Below are 14,765 nucleotides of genomic sequence, written 5' to 3'. Positions count from 1 at the left end.
AGACCTAAAGTACTAGGACACTAGATGTATGGGAGAAGCGGTGATCGATTTCCATCTGGACGCGAAGTCCGGCGTGTCGCCGTACCTGCAGCTGGTCCAGCAGGTACGGCACGCGCTGAGGCTCGGTCTGTTGCGTGAGGGTGATCAGCTGCCGACCGTCAAGGAGGTGGTGGCGCAGCTGGCGATCAACCCCAACACCGTCCTGAAGGCCTACCGGGAACTCGAGCACGAGGGCCTGGCCGCGGCGCGGCCCGGGGTGGGGACGTTCGTGACGGCGACCCTCACCGACACCTCGCTGGCCGCGCACGGCCCGCTGCGGCTGGAGCTGCGGCGCTGGCTGGCCAAGGCCCGCCGGGCCGGTCTCGACGACGAGAGCATCGAGGCCCTCTTCACGACCACCTTTCGGACCACCGCTCAGGAGGACATAGCGTGACCGCTGTTGTGGAGGCCCGGGCACTGGGCAAGAGGTACGGCAGGCGCTGGGCGCTGAGCGAGTGCACGATCGACATCCCGGCGGGTCGCGTCGTCGGGCTGGTGGGTCCCAACGGGGCCGGCAAGACCACGTTGCTGAAGCTCGCGAGCGGTCAGCTGGAGCCGACGGCGGGCGGCATCAGCGTGCTCGGCGGCCGTCCGGGGAGCACGCCCGCGCAGCTGGCCCGGGTCGGCTTCGTCGCCCAGGACACCCCCGTCTACGCCGCGCTGACCGTGGCCGAGCACCTGCGGCTGGGGGCCCGGCTCAACCCCGGCTGGGACGAGGCCCTGGCGCGGGACCGGATCGCGCGGCTCGATCTCGATCCCGCTCATCGGGCGGGCCGGTTGTCGGGCGGTCAGCGCGCCCAGCTCGCCCTCACCCTGGGCCTGGCCAAGCGGCCCGAGCTGCTGATCCTGGACGAGCCCGTCGCCTCGCTCGACCCGCTGGCCCGCCGCGAGTTCATGCAGGGGCTGATGGAGGCCGTCGCCGAGCACGAGCTCAGCGTCGTGCTCTCCTCCCACCTGATCTCCGACCTGGAACGGGTCTGCGACTTCCTGGTCGTCCTCGTCGGCTCCCACGTCCGGGTGGCGGGGGAGGTCGACCGGCTGCTGGCCGGCCACCACCGGCTCACCGGCCCGCGCCGCGACCCTGACCGCCTGCCCGCCGACCAGTACGTGATCTCCGCGCGCCACACCGACCGGCAGAGCACGTACGTGGTCCGTACCGACTCCCCGATCCACGACCCCGCCTGGACGGTCACCCCGCTCGGCCTGGAGGACCTCGTCCTGGCCTACATGGACAAGCGCCCCGCCGAGGGCCGGCGCGTCACCCTGGAGGTGCAGCGATGATCTGGCTGACCTGGCGCCAGTTCCGCGGCTCGGCCGCGATGACGGCCGCCGCCCTCGTCGTCCTCGCCACCGTCCTGACCCTGACCGGCCCGGACCTGGCCTCCCGCTACGCCGCCGGGATCACCGCCTGCACCAGGGACGACACCTGCGCCCGCTTCTACGACCGCTTCTTCGACGACCATCAGCTGTCCTTCATGGCCGTCACCCTCGTCGTGCTGGTCCTGCCGGCGTTGATCGGGCTGTTCTGGGGGGCGTCGCTGGTCACCCGTGAGCTGGAGGCGGGCACGCACCTGCTGGTGTGGAACCAGAGCGTCACCCGCGGCCGCTGGCTGGCGGTCAAGCTCGGGCTCATCGGCCTGGCGGCCGTGATCGCCGCCGGTGCGTGTGGTCTGGTGGTGACCTGGTGGTCCGATCCGCTGGACAGGTCGGCCGTGCCGGAGCTGGCGATGATGGCCCCGCTGGTGTTCGGCGCGCGCGGCATCGCCCCGATGGGGTACGCGGCCTTCGCCTTCGTCCTGGGGGTGACCGTGGGCATGCTGGTGCGCCGCACGCTGCCGGCCATGGCCCTGACCCTGGCCGTCTTCGCCGTGATCCAGCTCGCCGTGCCGCTGCTGGTCCGTCCCCACCTGATGCCCCCGGTCACCGGCACCTTCGAGATCAGCGAGGCGAACACGGACGGCATCGGCATAAGCGGGGAGACAGGGTCCGCGCACATCATGCTCAGGGCGGCCGTTCCCGGACACACCGGCGCCTGGGCCCTGTCCCACGAGCTCCTCGACCCCTCCGGGCGCACGATCGCCGGCATCGGCCAGGAGGGCACCGTCAAGATCTCCACCACGTCGGGACCCTGCGCGCCGATGGCGGGGCCACCGAAGATGGGCGCGTGCCTGGCCGAGATCAGCGGCCTCGGCTACCGGCAGCGGGTGACCTACCATCCGCTGGAGCGCTTCTGGCCCTTCCAGTGGATCGAGACCGGGATCTACGCCCTGCTCACCGCCGTCCTCACCTGGTTGAGCTTCCGGTGGATCCGAAGGCGCCTGTCATGACCGCCGCCAGGACCGCCGGGGTCGCCGCCAGGACCACCGTCAGGACCGTGACCGCCGGCCTCGCCCTGCTGACGGTGGCGGCCTGCACGGCGCCGGAGCCGCCGCGCGCCCAGGCGAGCACCGCGGCCGGTACGGCCTGCGCACCGCCTCAGGGTCCTCCCGAGGCGGAGAAGGCCACCACGATCGACGTCGTCGAGCAGGCGTACCTCTGCATTCTCGGCAGGTACTACAGCGGTGCGACGCTGGACGCCCGCTCGCTGCTGACCGCCGGATTCGCCGCCCTGGCACGGGAGCTCGACCGCAGCGGACGCGACATGCCCGAGGCGGTCATGCCCGCGCTGACCGGCGACCGCGGAGCCGACTGGGCCGCCTTCGAGACCGCCTACCGGAAGATCGTCGATCGGGTGCCCGACCTGCGCGACAGGCTGGCCGTCGTCACCCTCGAGGCCATGGTGGCCGGCCTGGGTGACAACCACGCCCGCTGGGCGCACGACGTCAGGCGGCCGCCCGGCCACTACGACGGCGACGGCTACGGCCTGGGCCTGCAGGCGAACGTCACCGGCCCGCAGGCGACCGGCGCCCCCGGCGCGGCCCTGCCCCCGCTGTTCGTCACCGCCGTGCAGGGCGGCGCCGCGCGGGCCGCGGGCCTGCGCCCGGGGGACGTCATCGAGTCGATCAACGGCTCCGCGCCCTTCGTCGACGACAGGGCCGGCCCCGCCGTCGCCGCCCTCTACCCGCGCTATCCGGAGGCGCGCCCGGTCCGGCTGCGGCTGCTGCGGCAGTCCACCGGCCGCCGCTGGAACGTCACGCTCAGGCCCGGCCTCTTCCCCCGGGACCCGGCCGACCTGCGGGTGGTGCGATCGGAACTGCTGGACGACGACAACGGTGACGGCGCCGGCGGCGTCGCCTACGTGCGGATGACCGGATTCGCGCCCGACTCCGCGAACCGGGTCTTCAAGGCCGTCTCCAGGCTGCGCACCGGCCGGACGCTCTCCGGCCTCGTGCTGGACCTGCGCGGCAACGGCGGCGGCAGCCCCGCGGAGGCGACCCGGCTGGTGAGCGCGTTCGCCCGCGGCAAGGTCACCGCCTACCAGTGCACCGCCGACGGCAGGTGCGAGGCCATGCGGACCGACGAGACCGTCGAACCGATCGGCCTGCCGCTGGTGGTGCTCATCGACCATGACTGCGCCTCGGCGTGCGAGCACTTCAGCTCCGCCATCAAGGACCTGCGCGCCGGCCGACTGGTCGGCACCAGGACCGCCGGCGTGATCTCCGGCCCGGCGCAGGGGTACCTGCTCGCCGACAACACCTTCCTGAGCCTCCCCGCCAGGCACCACCTCGGGCCGAACCGCGAGGTGATCGACCGGATCGGCGTGCCGCCCGACCACCGCGTGCCCCTCACCCCCAAGGACGCGGCCGCCGGACGCGACCCCGCACTGGCCAAGGCCCTGACCCTGCTGCGCACGTGAACGGACCCCCTCCATGAGACAGCTCCTGGCCCTCGCCGCGGGACTGGCCGTCCTGGCCGCGTCCGCCTGCTCCGCGCCCGCACCGCCCCGCTCCGCCGTGCCGTCGCCCACACCGGCCGGCCCCGCCGTCCTGCCCGCCCCCACCGGCCCCCATCCGGTCGGCACCACCGCCCTCTACCTTGAGGACGCCTCCCGCCCCGACCCCTGGGACCCCGACGCCGGTGCCCGGCGGCTCAAGGTCACCCTGTGGTATCCGGCCGGGCGGCGGGACGGGCCGCGGGCGCCGTACATGACACCGAAGGAGTCGGAGCTCCTCCTGAAGGGCTCCAGGGTCGCGAGCGCGCCGTACGACACGCTGAGCAGGACCCGGACCAACGCCGTCGAGGACGCCGGACCCGCGGGGAGAAGGCTGCCGCTGGTGGTGCTCTCCCCCGGTTTCACCAAGCCGGTGAGCAGCCTCACCTCCCTGGCCGAGGACCTGGCCGGTCGCGGGTACGTCGTGGCCGGGATCGACCACACCCACGAGAGTTACGCCACGACCTTCCCCGGCGGGCGGGTCGCCGAGTGCCTCGCCTGCGACAGCGACGGCGACCCGGGCTTCGGCGCGGGAGTGGTCCAGGGCCGGGCGGCCGACGTCTCCTTCGTGCTGGACCGGTTGCCGTCGGAGTGGGACGGTTCCGCCGTGATCGACCGCTCCAGGGTCGCGATGGTGGGCCAGTCGATGGGCGGGGCCGCCGCCGTGGCGGCCATGGTGAAGGACGCGCGCGTGCGCGCCGGGATCGACATGGATGGCACCACCTACGCTCGCATCCCCAAGGGCGGCCTCTCCCGACCGTTCATGTTCCTGGGGTCGCCGGCGCACGTCCCGGGCGGTCGCGACACCTCCTGGGACCGCGACTGGAGGCTGCTGACCGGGTGGAAGCGCTGGCTGGTGCTCTCGGGCGCGGAACACCAGTCCTTCACCGACCTGCCGCTGCTGTCGGGCGCCCTGGGCATCAGGCCCGTTCGCGGCGTCATGCCCGCGGCGCGTGCGGCCGAGCTCACCCGCACGTACGTGGCGGCCTTCCTCGACCGGCACCTGAGGTCGCGGCCACAACCCCTCCTGGAGAAGCCGTCGCCGCGCCACCCCGAGGTCGGGTTCTGCCCCGCGGCGTGCGGCCGCCCCTGAGGCCGGGCGCCGTTCACCCGCCGCCGTTCACCCGCCGCCGGGCGCGGCTTTGTCCGGGTCCCCGACGGCCGCGGGGACGGACGCCCGGAGGGCACGGCCCGCGAGCGTGGTCGTTGTTCGCGGGCCGGTCGGGGCGTCATCCGTCAGGTGACGAGCGACCGCCGCGAGCGGCTGATACTCGTTTGCAGTGGGCGATCAACCCGGTTGAAAGCGGTGCATCACAGACTGTGGGCACAGCAGCCGGAAAGGAACCCCCTCCCATGACGACGACCCGCTCCCTGACAGGACTCGCCCTCGCCGCCGCCCTCGTCGCGATCGCCCCGGCGACCGCACAGGCGGCCACCGCTCCGGCCGCCGTTCCGGCTGCCGCGGACCCCGCGGCCGGGCAGAGCGCCACCCAGGGCACCACCCGGTGGGGCACCTACTACGCTCCCGGCCGCAGGGCCAGGACGCACGGCTCCCTGACGGTCTCGGGTGAGGACCACGCGGTCCTCCCGGTCGCCGCGAACAGCAGGATCTCCGGCAAGGTCTACGACCTGACCCGCAACGCCTCCTCCTGCGGCTGGGCGGTCTTCCGCCTCACCTACCGCAGCGCCGACGGCAAGAACCTGCCGTTCAAGCACCGCAGCGTCATCGACTGCTCCTACGGCACCCCGAAGTCGTTCGCCTTCACCCAGCACGACCTCTACCAGGCCGAGCTGAAGGTCTGCTCGGAGCCCAAGGCCTCCAAGCCCTCGCTGAACTGCCTGTACGCGGGCACCTGGAAGGTCCTCTACACCTCGAAGTGAACCACGGCCGGTGGGCCCACCCGGGGGCGGGCCCACCGGGGCGGGGCTCTCCGGCCGGGTCCCGGGTCCCGCAACGGGCGCGGGTGTCACGGCCGGCCTCCCGCGCCCGGCTACACCTTTCCGGCGGTGTGCAGCAGTTCGGTGCCCAGCGCGTCGAGCCAGCAGGCGGTGCCCTGCTCGCGCCAGGCGGGCTCCTCCCGGCCGTCGAGGAACGTCGCCTGCTCGGTGAGCAGCAGCCGGGTACCACCCACCTCTCCTCATGGACGGAGCATCCTCACTTGCAACGCCCCAAACACCATGAGTTGATCACGACCGATATGGCCCTGCCCTGCGGGCCATGCCTGCGGGATTTCCGTCCGCCGAGCAGCGGGCCACAGGAACGTCGCAACCAAGATCTTTCTCAGCGCCGACGGCTGTCCGCCGGTTCCTCGACCCCGGAGCAACCGATGTGGCCACCGGCAGCTCCGGCGGGTTGGGTGAGTGGTCAGATCTGGTTGAGGCCGCCGTCTACGAACAGCTCGATGCCGGTGACGAAGCTGCTCTGGTCGGAGGCGAGGAAGAGGGCGGCGGCCGCAGCCTCTTCCGGGCGGCCCATCCGGCCCAGGGGCACGACGCCTGCGAGGTGACCCTTGAGCCGTTCGGCCTGCTCCTGGTCGGCGGCCAGGCCGGTGATGCCGGGAGTGTCGATGGGTCCGAGTACGAGGGTGTTCACCCTGATCGCACGACCTCTGAGCTCATTGGCCCAGGTGCGGGCGAAGGAGCGGACGGCAGCCTTGGAGGCGGCATAGACGCCGAAGGCCTCCTCGCCTTTGGTGGCGGCGGTGGAACCGGTGAGGATCACCGAGGCACCGTCATCGAGCAGCGGCAGCGCCTTCTGGACGGTGAACAGCGTCCCTTTGACGTTGGTGTCGAAGGTCGCGTCGAAATGCTGCTCGGTGACCTGCTCCAAACTGGAGAATTCGCCACCGCCGGCGTTGGCGAACAGCACGTCGATGCGGCGGCCCTGTTCGGCGACGGCCGCGTAGATCCGGTCGAGGTCGGCGAGGTCGGAAACGTCGCCGCATACACCGGTGACGTTCGCGCCGATCTCGCTGACCGCCGCGTCGAGCGCCTCCTGGCGGCGGCCGGTGATGAACACGTGAGCGCCCTCGGCCGCGAACCGGCGCGCAGAGGCCAGGCCGATACCACTGTTGGCGCCGGTGACGACGGCGGTCCTGCCCTCGAGCTGCCCCATGGCTTTTCTCCTGTTCGTACCACTGAACCCTTTTCATCCCTGCCGGGAGAGGCGCCGATCACACGCCCCTGGACCGGGCACGGTCATCCGCAGCCGGAACCTGCTCGACGAGCGAGATCTCCCGTCGAACACCCCTCCGACACGATCATCGTCAGCCACGGCGCCGGCGACTCCGCCGAGGCCGGGCGGACCGGCGCGCACGTCGCACGTCAGGAGGCGGCCACCGGGTGCGGGTCGCCGAGGTAGGGGAACCGCTCCAGGATGTCGGCGTGCGGCGTCAGCCCGGTGGGCGGGGCCTCGTTCCTGGTGAGGAACGCGACGCGGATGTCGATGACGTCTTCCACGAATGTCCGGCCGTTGGGGTACGCGGCCGGCTTGGACGGGTCGAAGCGCAGTACGTCCGGCAGGAGACCGTGCTGCTCCAGCGCGGCGATCGCCTCCTCGCGCGAGTAGCCGCCGGTGTGGCCCAGCAGGTGGACGAACTGGTCTGTCCACCTGCTCCGGTCGTTGACCGGCTCACTGGCGTTGTACTCCTCCTTCGTGTCGTCGGTGTTGAAGAAACTGCTCATCGACGGGTGTCCGGCTCGGTCGGCGTGGACGAGTTCGCCGTCGCGCAGAACGCTGCACCGGCCCCAGATGTGCAGCTCGGGGTCGGGCGCCAGCTCCGCGAGCGGCAGTTCGACGGCCATGGAGAAGACGTTGGCCGTGCTGTTGGAGTCGACGCCGGTCCACGGGGACTCCCCGCCCAGGTGCGGTGCGGTGAAATTCCGGTTGCCGCTGGTGTCGAACAGATTCTTGATTCCGTCGAAGTCGAAGAAAAAGGCGTCACTGCGGCTCCCGGCGGCCACCTTGTAACCGCCGCTGCCGACCACGTTGGCCTGGGGGCCGAAGGAAACGGCAGCGTCCGACACGATCGTGGTGCCGACCGCCTCCGGGCTGCGGGACTCCGCGCCGGCCGCCATGAAGACGCTGTAGGTCTGGGAGCCGTCGGATGTCGGCGGGCTGAAGACCCAGCTGAAGGCGACGTCGGCCAGGTGATCACCGTCGTTGTCAATGTTCAGGCGGTATATGGCATCAGGGTGCAGGGCGTCTGCGTTGGGATTGGCGTTGAGGATGAGAACGATTCTGCTCGGATCGCCCGGTGCCCCGAAGGCGTACAGGTCGCACAGATCGAGGCGCTGGTCGCCGAGTGGCGGCCCAAGGCTGAGGCCGGTGAAGTGGTTGGACATGTCAGATCCTTTCAATGCTCGCTCGCCGGAAACCGTCAGAGCGCTCCGAGCCGGCCCATGATCGTGTCGGTCCATCGGTGGCCGAGGTGGGGTGCCGTGTCGAGCGGTGCATCGGCGAGCCGATCTCGCTGTGCCCGGTCGCAGGCCCGGTCCGTGATCGCCGTCATGTGATCCCCTTCGCGCGCAAGGGGGAGGTGGAATGTCTTCCCGCCGTTCACCTGCGGTAATCCCGCGGGGCAGAACCGGAGCGGCCCAGCCGATCATGCGGCCGGCACCGAGGGCGGGGCCGACCTCGTACGACCCAGGTGCCGGGCCAGGGCCAGGCCCGGAAGCAGGGCCGCCAGCGCGCACACGCCCGGCCAGCCGGCGTGCCCGTAGGCGCCCGTCCCCAGCCACGACCCCGCGGCGCCCCCGGCGTAGGCGCATGTCATGTACGCGGTGTTGAGCCTGCTGCGCGCCTCGGGACGCAGGCCGTAGACGCGGACCTGGTTGGCCACCATCCCGGACTGCATGGCCACGTCCAGCAGCAGGGTCCCCAGCACCAGCCCCGCCAGGCCCGCCGCCCCGCCGAGACCACCGGCCGCCAGCACGAGCGCCGAGACGACCGCCCCCGCGAGGCAGACGAGGTTGACCGCGTCGGGCCCCCGGCGATCCACCTGGCGCCCGGCGAACGGCGTGCACAGCATCGTGCCCGCGTTGACCAGGGCGAGCGCCCCGACCGCGGAGGCGCCCAGGCCGTACACCGGACCGCTCAGCAGCAGCGCGACCGCCGTCCAGACCGCCGAGAAGGCCCCGAAGACCGCGGCCTGGTACAGGCAGGAGCGGCGCAGCTCCGGCTCGGCGCGCAGCAGGCGCAGCGACTCGGCCACCAGCGCCGGGTACCGCTGCGCCGACGGCGGGACCGTCTCCGGCAGCGCCCGCGCCAGCAGGAACGCCACGCCCAGGACCAGGACCGCGGACACCAGGTACGGCGCGCGCCAGCCCGGCCACTCCCCCAGGACCCCGCCGAGCGCGCGCGAGAGCAGCATGCCGCCGATCGACCCGCTCAGCAGCGTGCCGGCGACCACCCCGCGCCGGTCCGCGCTCACCAGACCGGCCGCCATCGGGCCGATGATCGGCGCGACGACGGTCGTGAGACCGATCACCACGCTCGCCGCGAGCAGTACCCCCAGCGTGGGCGCCGTGCCCGCGGCCAGCAGGCCCGCCCCGGTCAGGACCAGCAGCGTGACGATCAACCGGCGGTGCGGGAGCCGGTCGCCGAGCGGGACCAGCAGGAAGATCCCGGCGGCGTACCCGGCCTGTGTCGCGGTCACCACCGGCGCCGCGGCCTGGGCGGTGACGTCCAGGCCGGCGGCCAGGGAGGGGACGACCGCCTGGGGGAAGTAGACGTTGCCGACGGCCACCCCGCAGGTGAGGGCCAGCAGGAAGATCACCGGCAAGGTTCCGCCCCCCGGCCCGCCGGCGACGCGAGGGACCCGGCCGCGAAGGAGAAGGGCGCCCCGTGCGCGGGTGAGGACCGTGCCGCGCGCGTGACGATCGCCGCGCGCCGTTCAGAAGCCGTGTGTTCCATACGGTGAAGTCCACGCCCGCGAGGCCCGGCCGCCAATCGATGTAGCGTGGAGCTTAATGATCAGTTTCGAGCTCGGCGTCGAGGACCTCGCGGACACGCGGTTCGCCCTCTCGGGCCTGAACGAGACCGTGTACAGCCTGCGGGTGCTGCGCGACCCCGGCCTGCACGCGCTGCACCTGCCCTGGCGCGGCTCCGTTCTCGGCCGCCTCGACCCGCGTGACGCCGACCGGCTGGTCGCCCTGGTGGGAAGAAGGCTCGCCCTCCCGGACTTCCTCACCCCCCGGCCGACGGCCTTCGCCACCCCGATGACCGAGGCGATGTCCCTGGTACGCGGCACACCCCCGTGGATCGTCCGCCGGGATCTGGAGGCCGCGCTGATCGAGGGGCCGATCCCCGCCGACGACGCCTCCGCCGCCCGGTTCCGCGACGACACCTGCGACCTGCTGCAGCGCTACTGGGAGCTGGCCGTCGAACCGGTGTGGCCGCGGATGCGGCTGGTGCTGGAGGCCGACATGACCTACCGGGCGCGGCGGCTGGCCGTGGGCGGCGCCCGGCTGCTGTTCGCCGACATGCACCCGAACCTGCGCTGGCACGAGGGGGTGCTGCACATCGACAAGATGATCGGCCGGCATCGGGTGGCCGCGTCCGGGCGGGGACTGCTGCTGATGCCCTCGGTGTTCGCCCACAAGCCCGCGCCGCCGGTAAGCCCCGAGGAGCCGCCCCTGCTGACCTACCCCAGCCGCGCGGTGGCCACCCTGTGGAGCCCGGCCCCGTCCCCGGACGCGACGGCCCTGACCGCGCTGCTCGGCGCGCCCCGCGCGGCGCTGCTCGGCCTGCTGGCGGAACCGGCGCCGACGGTGGAGCTCGCCCGCCGCCTGGGGGTGACCCCCAGCGCCGTCTCCCAGCACCTGCGCGTGCTGTACGCCACCGGCCTGGTCACCCGGGCCCGCGACGGACGGCACGTCCTGTACCGGCGCACTCCCCTGGGCGACCGGCTCGCCGTCCCGCCCGGAGGCCGGCCCGCGGCCCCCTGACCGGTGCCCGCCTTGCCGGTCCCGGGGCCGGAACCGGTCACGCGCCGGGCCGTGGCGCCGCGACCGGAGGAGGGAGTAAGGGCGGTCGGTGGCGGTGAGTAGTGGTTGATCATCATTGTGAGATATGTCCCTTGGGGTGTTCCCGCAGCGGCTACCTTCGTCGTGATCAACACGGCCGGGACGGCACCGGCGGTCGCGTGGGGCGCGACCGGCCCGCCGGAAGCCGGGCCCCCGCGCTCCGGGCGGACGCCCGGGGCGAGGGACGGCCGGGCGCCCGGCCCGTTCGAGTCCGGATCCATACGAGGGGAAACAGGGGACGCCGATCGCGTCCCCTGTGGACAGGGAGCACGAGCGGTGAGAACACACAGCGGCCGGCCGGCGCGATCCGGGTGGGCCTCATGGGCGGCCGTCCTGGTCGCGGCCACGATGACGCTCACGCCGGCCGCCCCGGCGGGCGCGAGCGCGTCCGCGGACGCCGACAGGACCCCGGCGACGACGACCACGAAGAGCACGACCACCACGAAGAGCATGAAGGCCGCAAGGACCGGGAAGGCCGCGGACGTGTGGCGTCCCGCACCCGGAACGACCTGGCAGTGGCAGATCACCGACGAGGTGACCGCTCCCTTCAAGAACGTCACCATGTACGACATCGACCTGCAGGACGCCGTGCCCTCGGCGCGCACCAGGACGATCCCCGGTTTCGGCACCGTCACCTGGCCCAGGGGCGACAACGCCGGGATCGTCGACCGGCTGCACGCCGCCGGGAAGATCGTGATCTGCTACCTGGACACCGGCGCCTACGAGGCCTACCGGCCGGACGCGAGGCTCTTCCCGCGCGCGGTCATCGGCAACAACACCGGGTGGGAGGAGGAGAACTGGCTGGACATCCGTCCCTCCTCGTGGAGCGCCTTCGCGCCGATCATGTGGTCGCGGCTGGACGTGGCCAAGGAGATCGGCTGTGACGGCGTCGAGCCGGACCAGAACAATCCGCTGGGCAACGACCCCGGCTTCCCGATCACGGCGGCGCACCAGAAGGCCTGGTACCTGGAGGTGGCCCGCCAGGCGCACGAGCGCGGCCTGTCGGTCGGCATGAAGAACGGTGTCGAGGTCATCGACGACGACACCGTGGCCGCCTTCGACTGGGCGCTGAACGAGGAGTGCCACTACTACGAGGAGTGCGACACGACCACGCCGTTCATCGAGGCGGGCAAGGCCGTCTTCCAGACCGAGTACGTCGACGTCTGGAAGAGCGAGGGCGTGAACACCCCGGCGAAGGTGGCGGCGCGGGTCTGCCCCTCCGCACGCGCCGACCGCTTCTCGACGATCATCAAGAACGAGGTGCCGGACGCGCTGTTCCTGGCCTGCTGAACCCGGCCCGTCACCGAGCCCGCGACCGAGCCCGGCGGTGGCGGGCGAGCCGGTGGGAGGACGCGGTCGCGCGTCCTCCCGTTCGGTCGGGGCCCCCTGCGGAGAAGCCGGCGGCTCGGCTCAGGTGCTCGGCCCTTCACCTGCCTCCTGTGGCGTGGCCGGTCCACCCGGTGTGCCGGCGATCCGTGTGACGAGGAAGTCGAGCCGCTCCGTCTGGCCGTTCGGGGGGATGCGCCCGCTGTCCGACAGGGCGGCCATGCCGTGCAGCGCGCTCCAGGTGACCTCGGCGAACAGCTCGCGCCGCGGGTCGTCCGGGTCGAAGCAGCTCACGAACTCGTTGAAGGCGGTGCGCAGCGGGGGCGGCGTCTCGGCGTGCGCGAACTTCACATCGGTCGGCAGGACGAACATGGCCTGGTAGAGGGCGGGCTGCTCGGTCGCGAACGCCAGGTAGGCCTGGCAGACGGCGTGCAGTGCCTGAGGCGGCTCGGCGGCGGCCAGCCGGGCACGGCGCAGACGGTCCGCGAGTTCACCGAAGCCTTCGATGGCGACGGCGCGCAGGATGGCGTCCTTCCCGTCGAAGTGGCTGTAGAGCACGGGCTGGCTGTACTCGACCCGCTCGGCCAGCCTTCGTGTCGTCACCGCCTCCCACCCCTCGGCCTCGGCCAGTTCACGGGCGGCCGTGATGATCAGCTGATGGCGTTGGGCGCGTTCACGTTCGCGGCGTTTGGTGATGACGGACATGACGACATCATAGCAACGATAGACATCATGTCCATGATAGGAATATCGTCGCCTTAATAACTAGCGCCGCTAGAAAGCGGTGTTCCTGTCGAGAGGGACCTCATGCTCAGCACCATCGCCACCATCACGACCGTGCTCGCCGGACTGATCGGCGCAGGCGTCATCGTCATGGGCGCCCGCGCCCTGTGGGCGCCGCAGGCCGCGGCCGGCTTCGGCATCCCCGACACACCGACCGAGGACGGCACCTTCCGCGCCTGGCTGGCCGTCAAGGCCGTGCGCGACATCGCCGCTGGGCTTCTCATCCTCGTCGTGCTGGTCGGCGGGACGACCCACCTGCTGGGCTGGGTCGTGCTGGCCGCCGCCTTCATACCCGTCGGCGACGCGGTGATCGTGCTGCGCAGCAACGGGCCCAAGGCGGCCGCCTACGGCGTCCACGGCGTCACGGCGGCGGTGATGCTGGTGATCGGCGCGCTCCTGCTCCTCGCCTGACCACCGGGCGGTGGAGCACGACTCGCCGCGGTCGTCGTTCCGGCCGGCGCATGGGTACCCGGCGTCGGGGCGGGTGATCCGCCCCGGCGTGGCCGACGCGCTCGAGCGGGTGGCCACGGCGCGGGATGGGGCCTCGGCGGAGACGTGGACGCGGGTGGAGCGCCAGCATCAGGCGGGGCATCGGCGGATCGGGCCCGACGGATTGAGCCCGACGGGTTGCCGGTGGCGGATCCCTACCCCGGCCGCGCCCCGTCGGCCCCGCCGGCCTGTCCGGTGACCGGGCCGACACGGGCCGGCGGGGCGTTCGCACGTGTCCGGTGTGCCCACGGGGTTCCCCGGACCCGATGCGTGTATATACACTCTTCTGGTGGAACCAGCAGAGTCCTCATGTGTGTGCACCTCACTGCGGATGGCCACCAGGTCGGTCAACCGGTTGTACGACCACGCGCTCTCCGGGGTCGGGATACGGGTGACCGGCTACAGCATCTTGTCCCGCCTGGCGGAGGAGGGCCCGTTGTCCATCAGCCGGCTGGCCGGCCGGCTGGCGATGGAGCGCACCACCTGCACCCGCGAGGTGGCTCCTCTCCTGGACGCCGGGCTGGTCGAAACGACCACGGGCTCTGATCGACGTGTCCGGATCCTTCGACTGACCGAGGCCGGAGCACGGAAACGCGCAGAGGCGTATCCGCTGTGGGAAGGGGTGCAGAGAAGGCTCGCCAACGACTTCGGTGACGGCGACATCACCGCCCTGCTCGAGCGGCTGCGTCGGTTGCAGGCCAGCAGCAACCGCCTGTCCCAGCCCTGATCAGCCGTCCTGTCGTCCGGTGACATCGAAACGGTGCCACCGCGGACCACCGTGCACCGGCCGTGTCGACCATCCGGTGCGCGGGTGGAAACAGGTTCGTCGACCCATCGGAAGGAACCACGACCATGACACGCAACGCGATCACCACCGACGAGCTCCCCGTACCGGTGGGCCCGTTCTCGGTGGCCGTGCACGGTGACAACCTCTTGTTCGTCAGCGGGCAGGTGGCCCAGGACCCGGCCACCGGCAAGCTGATCGACGGCGACACCGGACGGCAGACCGAGCAGATCCTGGCCAACCTCGCGGTCGTGTTGGCGGCTGCCGGCAAGAACCTCGGGGACGTAGTCCGCGTCGGCGTCTATCTGACGGACATGACCGACTTCGCCGCGATGAACGACGTGTACGGCAGGCACTTCACCGCCCCGTATCCCGCCCGCACCACCATCGGCGTTGCGGCGCTACCCCTTGGTGCGGCGGTCGAGATCGACGTGGTGGTGGCCTGAA

17 protein-coding genes are annotated in these 14,765 nt (G+C 72.0%); 11 read left to right on the top strand and 6 right to left on the bottom strand.

Annotation, left to right across the window (positions count from 1 at the left end; translation table 11 throughout):
• Positions 1-40 precede the first annotated feature (40 nt).
• The 6 genes from ACIBCT_RS24950 to ACIBCT_RS24925 all read left to right on the top strand — a co-directional run bounded on the left by ACIBCT_RS24950 (position 41) and on the right by ACIBCT_RS24925 (position 5,791).
• On the top strand, positions 41-433 hold the full coding sequence (locus ACIBCT_RS24950; RefSeq protein WP_399192359.1) for a GntR family transcriptional regulator: 393 nt from the start codon (positions 41-43) through the stop codon (positions 431-433).
• On the top strand, positions 430-1,320 hold the full coding sequence (locus ACIBCT_RS24945; RefSeq protein ID WP_399192357.1) for an ABC transporter ATP-binding protein: 891 nt from the start codon (positions 430-432) through the stop codon (positions 1,318-1,320). Before ACIBCT_RS24950 ends, ACIBCT_RS24945 begins: the two co-directional genes overlap by 4 nt.
• Positions 1,317-2,366, top strand: coding sequence for an ABC transporter permease (locus ACIBCT_RS24940; protein WP_399192355.1), 1,050 nt, complete (start codon positions 1,317-1,319; stop codon positions 2,364-2,366). Before ACIBCT_RS24945 ends, ACIBCT_RS24940 begins: the two co-directional genes overlap by 4 nt.
• Entirely contained in the window at positions 2,363-3,835 is a 1,473-nt protein-coding gene (locus tag ACIBCT_RS24935) for a S41 family peptidase (RefSeq protein ID WP_399192353.1), read from the top strand. The genes ACIBCT_RS24940 and ACIBCT_RS24935 overlap by 4 nt, the downstream gene beginning before the upstream one ends.
• A 13-nt stretch (positions 3,836-3,848) precedes the next feature.
• A complete protein-coding gene (locus tag ACIBCT_RS24930; RefSeq protein ID WP_399192351.1) occupies positions 3,849-5,003 on the top strand; it encodes an alpha/beta hydrolase family protein in 1,155 nt (384 codons plus the stop codon).
• Between the two features lie 260 nt (positions 5,004-5,263).
• Positions 5,264-5,791: a hypothetical protein gene (locus ACIBCT_RS24925; RefSeq protein ID WP_399192349.1), complete on the top strand. Its 528-nt coding sequence runs from the start codon at positions 5,264-5,266 to the stop codon at positions 5,789-5,791.
• 110 nt (positions 5,792-5,901) lie between these two features.
• On the opposite strand, the gene ACIBCT_RS24920 is transcribed toward ACIBCT_RS24925, so the two are convergent.
• The 5 genes from ACIBCT_RS24920 to ACIBCT_RS24900 form a co-directional block, all read right to left on the bottom strand.
• Complete coding sequence (locus ACIBCT_RS24920) at positions 5,902-6,042, bottom strand: hypothetical protein (protein ID WP_399192347.1); 141 nt, start codon at positions 6,040-6,042, stop codon at positions 5,902-5,904.
• A 233-nt stretch (positions 6,043-6,275) separates the two neighbouring features.
• Positions 6,276-7,025: an SDR family oxidoreductase gene (locus tag ACIBCT_RS24915; RefSeq protein WP_399192345.1), complete on the bottom strand. Its 750-nt coding sequence runs from the start codon at positions 7,023-7,025 to the stop codon at positions 6,276-6,278.
• Between the two features lie 209 nt (positions 7,026-7,234).
• Positions 7,235-8,254, bottom strand: a complete 1,020-nt coding sequence (locus tag ACIBCT_RS24910) for a DUF4331 family protein (RefSeq protein ID WP_399192343.1) — start codon at positions 8,252-8,254, stop codon at positions 7,235-7,237.
• A 35-nt stretch (positions 8,255-8,289) separates the two neighbouring features.
• Positions 8,290-8,421 carry a hypothetical protein gene (locus ACIBCT_RS24905; protein ID WP_399192341.1) on the bottom strand — a complete coding sequence of 44 codons (132 nt, stop codon included), beginning with the start codon at positions 8,419-8,421 and terminating at the stop codon, positions 8,290-8,292.
• A 93-nt stretch (positions 8,422-8,514) separates the two neighbouring features.
• Positions 8,515-9,687, bottom strand: coding sequence for an MFS transporter (locus tag ACIBCT_RS24900; protein ID WP_399192801.1), 1,173 nt, complete (start codon positions 9,685-9,687; stop codon positions 8,515-8,517).
• A 193-nt stretch (positions 9,688-9,880) separates the two neighbouring features.
• On the opposite strand from ACIBCT_RS24900, the gene ACIBCT_RS24895 reads away from it, so the two are divergent.
• Complete coding sequence (locus tag ACIBCT_RS24895) at positions 9,881-10,858, top strand: helix-turn-helix domain-containing protein (protein WP_399192339.1); 978 nt, start codon at positions 9,881-9,883, stop codon at positions 10,856-10,858.
• A 354-nt stretch (positions 10,859-11,212) separates the two neighbouring features.
• Entirely contained in the window at positions 11,213-12,226 is a 1,014-nt protein-coding gene (locus ACIBCT_RS24890) for an endo alpha-1,4 polygalactosaminidase (RefSeq protein WP_399192337.1), read from the top strand.
• Between the two features lie 120 nt (positions 12,227-12,346).
• Here the strand turns inward: ACIBCT_RS24890 and ACIBCT_RS24885 are convergent, their stop codons facing one another.
• The gene (locus tag ACIBCT_RS24885; RefSeq protein ID WP_399192335.1) at positions 12,347-12,967 is read right to left on the bottom strand and encodes a TetR/AcrR family transcriptional regulator; all 621 of its coding nucleotides are present in this window, start codon (positions 12,965-12,967) and stop codon (positions 12,347-12,349) included.
• A gap of 102 nt (positions 12,968-13,069) precedes the next feature.
• On the opposite strand from ACIBCT_RS24885, the gene ACIBCT_RS24880 reads away from it, so the two are divergent.
• The 3 genes from ACIBCT_RS24880 to ACIBCT_RS24870 all read left to right on the top strand — a co-directional run bounded on the left by ACIBCT_RS24880 (position 13,070) and on the right by ACIBCT_RS24870 (position 14,764).
• Positions 13,070-13,456: a DUF4267 domain-containing protein gene (locus tag ACIBCT_RS24880; protein ID WP_399192333.1), complete on the top strand. Its 387-nt coding sequence runs from the start codon at positions 13,070-13,072 to the stop codon at positions 13,454-13,456.
• Between the two features lie 367 nt (positions 13,457-13,823).
• Positions 13,824-14,261 carry a MarR family winged helix-turn-helix transcriptional regulator gene (locus tag ACIBCT_RS24875; RefSeq protein ID WP_399192331.1) on the top strand — a complete coding sequence of 146 codons (438 nt, stop codon included), beginning with the start codon at positions 13,824-13,826 and terminating at the stop codon, positions 14,259-14,261.
• A 125-nt stretch (positions 14,262-14,386) separates the two neighbouring features.
• Complete coding sequence (locus ACIBCT_RS24870) at positions 14,387-14,764, top strand: Rid family detoxifying hydrolase (protein ID WP_399192329.1); 378 nt, start codon at positions 14,387-14,389, stop codon at positions 14,762-14,764.
• The last annotated feature ends 1 nt before the right edge of the window (position 14,765 follow it).

The sequence above is a fragment of the Streptosporangium sp. NPDC050855 genome, assembly GCF_044456585.1.
Classification (GTDB): domain Bacteria; phylum Actinomycetota; class Actinomycetes; order Streptosporangiales; family Streptosporangiaceae; genus Streptosporangium; species Streptosporangium longisporum.
The sequence above is the reverse complement of the archived record's forward strand: the minus strand, read 5'-3'. Positions and strand labels throughout refer to the sequence as shown.

Excerpts from the sequence above, each read along its gene's own strand:
- ACIBCT_RS24940 (WP_399192355.1), top strand. The coding sequence starts at position 1,317 with ATGATCTGGCTGACCTGGCGCCAGTTCCGCGGCTCGGCCGCGATGACG.
- ACIBCT_RS24935 (WP_399192353.1), top strand. The coding sequence starts at position 2,363 with ATGACCGCCGCCAGGACCGCCGGGGTCGCCGCCAGGACCACCGTCAGG.
- ACIBCT_RS24930 (WP_399192351.1), top strand. The coding sequence starts at position 3,849 with ATGAGACAGCTCCTGGCCCTCGCCGCGGGACTGGCCGTCCTGGCCGCG.
- ACIBCT_RS24925 (WP_399192349.1), top strand. The coding sequence starts at position 5,264 with ATGACGACGACCCGCTCCCTGACAGGACTCGCCCTCGCCGCCGCCCTC.
- ACIBCT_RS24915 (WP_399192345.1), bottom strand. The coding sequence starts at position 7,025 with ATGGGGCAGCTCGAGGGCAGGACCGCCGTCGTCACCGGCGCCAACAGT.
- ACIBCT_RS24910 (WP_399192343.1), bottom strand. The coding sequence starts at position 8,254 with ATGTCCAACCACTTCACCGGCCTCAGCCTTGGGCCGCCACTCGGCGAC.
- ACIBCT_RS24905 (WP_399192341.1), bottom strand. The coding sequence starts at position 8,421 with ATGACGGCGATCACGGACCGGGCCTGCGACCGGGCACAGCGAGATCGG.
- ACIBCT_RS24895 (WP_399192339.1), top strand. The coding sequence starts at position 9,881 with ATGATCAGTTTCGAGCTCGGCGTCGAGGACCTCGCGGACACGCGGTTC.
- ACIBCT_RS24885 (WP_399192335.1), bottom strand. The coding sequence starts at position 12,967 with ATGTCCGTCATCACCAAACGCCGCGAACGTGAACGCGCCCAACGCCAT.
- ACIBCT_RS24880 (WP_399192333.1), top strand. The coding sequence starts at position 13,070 with ATGCTCAGCACCATCGCCACCATCACGACCGTGCTCGCCGGACTGATC.
- ACIBCT_RS24870 (WP_399192329.1), top strand. The coding sequence starts at position 14,387 with ATGACACGCAACGCGATCACCACCGACGAGCTCCCCGTACCGGTGGGC.